The organism is Staphylococcus sp. EG-SA-2, assembly GCF_017152085.1.
Map to the genome: position 1 here is coordinate 1 of NZ_JACYHC010000340.1, position 6,899 is coordinate 6,899.

Genomic DNA, 6,899 nt, shown 5'->3' on the forward strand with positions numbered 1-6,899 from the left:
AGAAACCTGTGTTTTTAAAGGTACATTAAATAGTTCGATTGTACATCCACGTGAAATTTTTAGTATTGCGGTGAGAGAAAATGCCAATGCAATCATCGCAGTTCATAATCATCCATCCGGTGATGTATTAAACATAGTATCCTAAACTAGAGTACTCTAAGTACTCGAAGTTTAGGATTTTTTAATTACAGTGCTTTAACTATTAAATATATAAGGGTATTATTAATAGTAGTTAAAGTATTTAAAGGTGGTGGAAAGATGAAGGTTCAGAAAGTAATTGTGGAGGAAAAATCATATCCGTTATACATACTGCTAGATAAAGAATTTGAAGTGATAGAACCGGTTAAGCGATTTATAAAGTACTTGGATAATACGGGCAAAGCTCCAAATACCATTAAAACATATTGTTATCATCTCAAGCTGTTTTATGAATTTATGAGCCAAAGTAGAATCGAATTAGGAGATTTACAATTTGAGGATTTAGCAAACTTTGTAGGATGGTTAAGAAATCCAGCAGGGCATTTAAAGGTAATAGATATACAACCAAAGAAGGCTAAAAGAGAGGAAACATCAGTTAATTCCATACTTAACGCTGTAACTAGTTTCTTAGAGTATTTAAATCGCACAGAAAATTTTAAAGCTATAGATATGTCTAAAGAAGCAAGAGGAAGAAACTTTAAGGGGTTTCTTCACCATATTTCTAAAGGTAGATCCTATAAAAAAAATATTTTAAAGCTTAGGGTCAAAAAGAAACTTGTACAAGTATTAGAACATGGACAAGTCAAAGCAATAATTGAGGCATGTCATACCAAAAGAGATAAGTTACTTATTATGCTTATGTATGAAGGGGGACTTCGGATAGGAGAAGCATTATCCCTTCGTATTGAAGATATTTCAACATGGGATAACCAGATTAACATCAGGCCAAGAGATCATAATGAAAATGGAGCTTATATTAAACTTAAAAAAGAAAGAACTATTGATGTAAGTAAGGAATTAATGGCATTATATACCGATTACTTAGTACATGAATATGGGGAAGATTTAGATCATGATTATATATTTATTAATCTTAAAGATTCTTATTTTGGCCACCCTCTAAAATATCAAAGTGTATTAGACTTAATAAGAAGACTAGGAAAACGGACAGGGATTACTTTCACTGCCCATATATTACGTCATACGCATGCCACAGAGCTTATTAGAAGTGGATGGGATGCTGCATATGTACAAAAAAGATTAGGGCATGCCCATGTACAAACAACACTTGATACGTATGTTCATCTTTCTGATCAAGATATGAAGAATGAATATAAAAAGTATCTTCAAGGGAGAGAAACATGACAATGAAATTTCCAAGTGTAGCAACTAATCGAAAGCTTATCGCTAGTACAGAGATTAATAAAAAAATAGCTAATATGACAAGTGTTTTAAAAGGTTATTGGGCAGCAGATAGATGGGATATAAGAATTTGTCCGCATCCTAGTGCAATTGAGTTAAGTAAGAATCCGTCACTAAGAAATCGTTGGGTAAATTTCGATAAGGTGGAAAATGTCTGGTTGAAAACAGAATTAAAATATTTTTATTACCTTCACTTGAATAATGGAGCTTGGAATGCAAAATCCGTTTGGATTAGAAAGGGAACAGTGATAAGCCGGATGATGGGATTTTTAAATTTAAAATATCCTAATATTACATCGATAACCGAAGTGCCTATAAAAAAAGCTTTGACAGAATACCGGACCTACTTAACAGAACAAAAAGTAAAAACTACGACTACTAATTACAAACTTGATGTAAATCAGCAGAAAGTTACTGTACATGCGAATTCCTATTACGTTACTCATCTTAAGCAGTTTATGGAATTCTATGAGGACTTCTATTTTGATGGGGAAGAATGGGAAAAAGATGTTTGGAATCGAAGAAAATTATCATTACCGGAAGATAAGGTAAACCCAACATCCTACGAATATACGATCAACTTTAAGGGTTTTAAGAATAATTATTTTAAAGAAATAGTTAAGCGATATTGTAAACTAATGTTAAACACAGCTAGCTTTTCTCACGTAGTAGATATAGCTTCAAAATTAAAAGAATTTTTTAATTTCATGAACAAAAATTGTGAAGGTATACAAAGGATTCATCAATTAACTAGAAATGAAATTGAGCAATATTTTAATTATATTAATTTAAAAGGTTTAAAACCCAGTACTGTAACTGGACGAATATCTACTTTAGACGTTTTTTTTACTACAATTCAAAGATATGACTGGAAGGATACACCTTCTAAGATCCTTATCTTTCAAGAAGATTACCCTAAAGTGCCGAAGGCACTACCACGTTATATTGATGAACATATACTTGAACAATTAAATGGGAAATTAGATAAATTGGAACCTTATATTGCTACAATGGTTATGGTACTTCAAGAATGCGGGATGCGTATCAGTGAACTTTGTACATTGAAAAAAGGGAGCGTCATAACCGATAAAGAAGGGGATTGCTTTTTAAAGTATTATCAGTGGAAAATGAAGAAAGAGCATATCATTCCTATTTCTAAAGAAATTGCTGCATTGATATTAGTTCAAGAGCAAAGGGTGGCTGATGAACTCGATGATGGATGTGTATATGTGTTTCCCCGAAAAGATTGCTCACCATTGAAACAAGATACCTTTAGGGTTAAATTAAATGAACTAGCTTATGAAGAAAAGATAACGGACAGCAACGGAGAAATTTTTCGTTTTCATGCTCATGCCTTTCGGCATACAGTTGGCACTAGAATGATAAATAACGGAGTGCCACAACATATTGTCCAGAAGTTCTTGGGTCACGAATCACCGGAAATGACGGCAAGATATGCACATATTTTTGATGAAACCCTAAAGAAGGAATTTACGAAATTTAAGGAAACCTTAGTAACGAATAACGGTAGCATTCTGGATTTAAGTGAGGAAAATACTGAAGCTGACAATACAGATCTTCAATGGTTTAAAAAGAATATCAATGCACAGGCACTTCCTAATGGCTATTGTCGGTTACCAGTAATTGCAGGACCATGTCCTCACGCAAATGCATGTTTAGATTGTACGAATTTCTGTACAAGTAAACAATTTCTTACTGAACATGAAGAGCACTTAGAGCGAACTAAAGAAATACTAAATAGGGCTAAACAAAACCAATGGCAGCGTCAGGTTGAAACCAATGAACGTGTTAAAAATAGATTAGAACAGATTATTCATTCGTTAAAGGAGACGAATTAAAATGATTAGAAAAGGTAACACAACTGCCATAGTTCAGCTAGCTAAAGACAAGTCGGAGAAAACAAGAATTAGGGTTGAAAAGACAATTTCAGAGATGGCATTGAAAGAAGAGAAGATTAATTTTAATTCCGTTGCACAAAAAGCAAATGTTTCAAAGTCATGGCTTTACAAACAAAAAGATATTAGAACTAGAGTGGAGACATTAAGAGGGATGCAGATAAGTGAGTTAACCCCCCGTAAACCTAGTAAAAGCCCTCGTTCAGAGGACGTATTAATAAAAACCTTAAAAAGCCGTATAAAGGCGTTAGAAGAAGAGAATGAACGGTTAAAGGATCAAGTTCAAAAATTACATGGCAAGCTGTTTTAGCAGATTTGTGTTTCTTGGAATTTATTGGGCACTTTGAATTGGCTACCTAAAATGAAATCGCTAAAACCTTCAATAACTTCAATAGCCCATTTCCCTAAATGTGTTAAGGGGAAATGGGCTTTCTTCTAGTATTGTTGGCATGATCGCAGAAGTGTTTTATGCTCTTAAATAATACTTTTTAATATATTGCAAATACTCATTAGCACTTTTCTGTATCTCTTCGCCCTTCATATCCGAATTAGCACCGTAAAGTACAAACTCTGGTACATATTCAGCATGAATCTATGCACATAAAGATTTGAATGGTGTTAACATCTGGGTTAATGTATGCTTGTTTTTACCCATACTTGTAAATTCACCTTTTTTTACGCCAGCTGATATAGCTAATCCTAATTTTCGATTATAAAATATTCTTTTACCCTTTGATCCGTAAGCCCATCCATATATAATCACTTCATCGATCCATTTTTTTAATAATGAAGGAGAACTATACCAATATAATGGAAATTGAAAAATAATATTATCATGATTTTCAACTAATTCCTGCTCTCTTTTTACATTTATAATAAAATCAGGATACTCTCTATAAAGATCATGAATGGTAATTTCGTTTGAATAAGACGCTGCTTTTTCTACCCAAACTTTATTGATTCGAGAATTTGGCATATCTGGGTGAGAAACGATCACCAATGTTTTCATTGTTTCATCCTTAACATACTCAACTTTCGCACCAATAAAACAGTGTACGAAAGTTGAGTTACTTAAAAGTATTCTATTCTAAGAAATTCAAATTTGCGTGATTCCTAAGCTATTTATTTACAGCTTAAACTATAGAAGATGAACTAAACAATAACTAATCTTTACATAACTAAGTTATTACCCACGCTTTTTTAAACCTAATCCAGCTATTAAGGCAATGAGTATTGCCCCTGTAGCTGCAAGGAACGCATCTGAGTAGGACATAGCGTCCAATATATATAATGGATTTATCGGCTCAGTAGCATCACGTCGAGCGGATAATAATGCTCCAATCATACCTGCTCCAGTTCCTGCTCCAAGGTACAAAGCACCTTGGAAAATCCCCATTCCGACACCAACCTTGTCTGCATCGAGTGCACTTACTGCGGCGTTATTTGCGGGAGAATTCGTGAATGCAAAAGCAATCCCTACTCCGAGGACCCCCACGGAAACTAACAGAGGTGAAGCACCAGATGCATAGGTGGACAAGAATAAGGTAGACAGCCCCATCAGAGTCATCCCAGTAATTATCAGACGTTTATCCCCAAATCGATCAGAAAGACGGCCAACGAAGGGAGATAAGATTGCAACAGCCACACCACCTGTCAACAATATCATTCCAGCCTGTCCAGAAGAGAGTCCATTCACCTCAACGACTAGTAATGGGACGAACACAAGAACAGCGAAATAAGCAAACATCGAAAAAAATGCAATTATGACCGTATTGACATAATCCTTGTTATTGAACAGGACAGGTGGTACAAATGGATTTTCTGCGGTAACAATTCTCCAAATAAATCCCACCAAAGCTACAACAGAACCAATTAGGCTAGTTAACGATGAGAACGAAGAAAAACCAGAAGTTTCTCCTTGAGTGATGCCAAAAAGGAGTAATCCTACTGTGAGGCCGAGGAATAAACCACCAATGAAATCAAAGTTCTTATTGCTTCCTACGGATTCTGCCGGTTTAATTGTCGGTAACGCGTAGTAGGCACCAATAACAATCATAATGGCTAACAAAAATGTGAACCAAAACAAGGCATTCCACCCTAAATATTGACCAACTACTCCACCAAATATTGGACCAGCAGCAGTTCCAACACCAATACTTCCTGCGATAATTCCCAAAGCTCCCCCACGTTTTCCTTGTGGGAAAACCTTCGAAATTGCAATGACTGATAGAACTGGAATTGCGGACATCCCAGCACCCTGAACCATTCTTCCCAAAACCAACAATGGGAGGTTCGGGGCAATTGCACATAAAAGACTACCACTTGCCAGAATCATAATGGCAAAGATATATAGCTTTCGTAACTCAAAAAAGTCTGAGATTCGACCATAAATCGGAACTCCAATCGCAAGAACAAGTGCAATACCACTAACTATCCAACTCACTTGAGATTTCGAAGCTTCTAAATCTTTGCTTATTAGTGGAAGTACGGGATTGACTAAATCAACCGTAATTGCAGCTACAAGTACAGATAGGGAGAGTACCATCATTAAAAGCCTAGTAGAACCCCTTTTTTCAGATTGAATCATTTCTTTAGATTTACTATCCTTTTTCATTTTATTTCCTCCTAAAATATATTGTGATTTTAGGAGGCTAAATCCACTGCTTTCACCATAAACCTCACCTCATATCTATTTATATTGTAAAACCAAATCAACGAACTCACCATATTTCTACAGCATGATTAAAGATTCGGTTCTCCAAACTAACTGAACTGATCAAACAAAAAAAAGGCACCAGTTTAACAACCGGTGCCTAATCATTCGTATGCATTTTTACAAATGCAATAGATTCATAAATTTTTGCCCATTATATAAAAGGAGGCAAAAAGTTTTCCGGTAGTGTTTCCATTTTTTGTTTTTGTGAAAAAGGACATACTGATCCCGTTGTACCTAAATCCCCTGAAACTTTTACATGCTTTCTAAACTCGACATTAATGAAATCAATTCCCATTACTTTTTGCCTCCTTTCTCATATTGTGATAATAACACAATAATAATTGATGAAAAAGAAATAATCAACCCTACTTTTTTGAAAACCAATTTAAAGCTTTACTACTTTTACTTACATAATAAAGGCAGGTGCAGTATAAACTTTTTTAAATAGGTCTTCTTTAACGAGCAGGTAGCGTCAGTTAAAGTAGATAATTTAAGATCGAAATCATATTATAGATATTCCGAAATTGGGCGTGATTGTTGCAGGTCAAAAGCTTAATTCCTCGATAAAATAAAAAGGAATTAGTTTTTTTATTTGTGGTACATTCTTCTGACCGTAATCAATTGTCATCTAATAATTACATTGTATTTTTTCATTTGATTTAACACGTTAAATATATGTTCTTAAAGTAAAAACATTGATGTTAATGGATTTTTAGTAATTTACTCTTGATAAGACCCTACGCCCTCACAAGAAGATATCATAACAACAATGAGGTTGAAGGAGTGTGGTTTGATTTTAGGGATAGATTTATTGGATCATATTATAATCGGTGATAATAGATTTACCAGTCTTGTAGAAGCGGGTT

The 6,899-nt window shown here is 34.6% G+C and carries 6 protein-coding genes and 2 pseudogenes; 5 read left to right on the top strand and 3 right to left on the bottom strand.

What is annotated here, in order from left to right; translation table 11 throughout:
• The 4 genes and pseudogenes from IDG60_RS03240 to IDG60_RS03255 form a co-directional block, all read left to right on the top strand.
• Nucleotides 1-127, top strand: a pseudogene (locus IDG60_RS03240) (JAB domain-containing protein); the annotation flags it as partial.
• Nucleotides 128-258: 131 nt separating this feature from the next.
• Nucleotides 259-1,344 (top strand): tyrosine-type recombinase/integrase, encoded by a 1,086-nt coding sequence (locus IDG60_RS03245; protein ID WP_000867971.1) that lies wholly within the window; start codon nt 259-261, stop codon nt 1,342-1,344.
• A 2-nt stretch (nt 1,345-1,346) separates the two neighbouring features.
• Nucleotides 1,347-3,260 (top strand): tyrosine-type recombinase/integrase, encoded by a 1,914-nt coding sequence (locus IDG60_RS03250; protein ID WP_029658482.1) that lies wholly within the window; start codon nt 1,347-1,349, stop codon nt 3,258-3,260.
• Nucleotide 3,261: 1 nt separating this feature from the next.
• Nucleotides 3,262-3,627 (top strand): DUF6262 family protein, encoded by a 366-nt coding sequence (locus tag IDG60_RS03255; protein ID WP_000619629.1) that lies wholly within the window; start codon nt 3,262-3,264, stop codon nt 3,625-3,627.
• A gap of 282 nt (nt 3,628-3,909) precedes the next feature.
• Here the strand turns inward: IDG60_RS03255 and IDG60_RS03260 are convergent, their stop codons facing one another.
• The 3 genes from IDG60_RS03260 to IDG60_RS03270 all read right to left on the bottom strand — a co-directional run bounded on the left by IDG60_RS03260 (nt 3,910) and on the right by IDG60_RS03270 (nt 6,328).
• Nucleotides 3,910-4,326: an NAD(P)H-dependent oxidoreductase gene (locus IDG60_RS03260; RefSeq protein WP_000855243.1), complete on the bottom strand. Its 417-nt coding sequence runs from the start codon at nt 4,324-4,326 to the stop codon at nt 3,910-3,912.
• A 177-nt stretch (nt 4,327-4,503) separates the two neighbouring features.
• Nucleotides 4,504-5,931: a chloramphenicol/florfenicol efflux MFS transporter FexA gene (gene fexA / locus IDG60_RS03265; RefSeq protein ID WP_000711098.1), complete on the bottom strand. Its 1,428-nt coding sequence runs from the start codon at nt 5,929-5,931 to the stop codon at nt 4,504-4,506.
• A 253-nt stretch (nt 5,932-6,184) separates the two neighbouring features.
• A complete protein-coding gene (locus IDG60_RS03270; protein WP_002360221.1) occupies nt 6,185-6,328 on the bottom strand; it encodes a hypothetical protein in 144 nt (47 codons plus the stop codon).
• A 438-nt stretch (nt 6,329-6,766) separates the two neighbouring features.
• Between IDG60_RS03270 and IDG60_RS03275 the strand changes: the two are divergent.
• Nucleotides 6,767-6,899: pseudogene (locus IDG60_RS03275) on the top strand (JAB domain-containing protein); the annotation flags it as partial.

Coding starts and splice junctions, on each gene's coding strand:
- IDG60_RS03245 (WP_000867971.1), top strand. CDS start 259: ATGAAGGTTCAGAAAGTAATTGTGGAGGAAAAATCATATCCGTTATAC.
- IDG60_RS03250 (WP_029658482.1), top strand. CDS start 1,347: ATGAAATTTCCAAGTGTAGCAACTAATCGAAAGCTTATCGCTAGTACA.
- IDG60_RS03255 (WP_000619629.1), top strand. CDS start 3,262: ATGATTAGAAAAGGTAACACAACTGCCATAGTTCAGCTAGCTAAAGAC.
- IDG60_RS03260 (WP_000855243.1), bottom strand. CDS start 4,326: ATGAAAACATTGGTGATCGTTTCTCACCCAGATATGCCAAATTCTCGA.
- fexA (WP_000711098.1), bottom strand. CDS start 5,931: ATGAAAAAGGATAGTAAATCTAAAGAAATGATTCAATCTGAAAAAAGG.
- IDG60_RS03270 (WP_002360221.1), bottom strand. CDS start 6,328: ATGGGAATTGATTTCATTAATGTCGAGTTTAGAAAGCATGTAAAAGTT.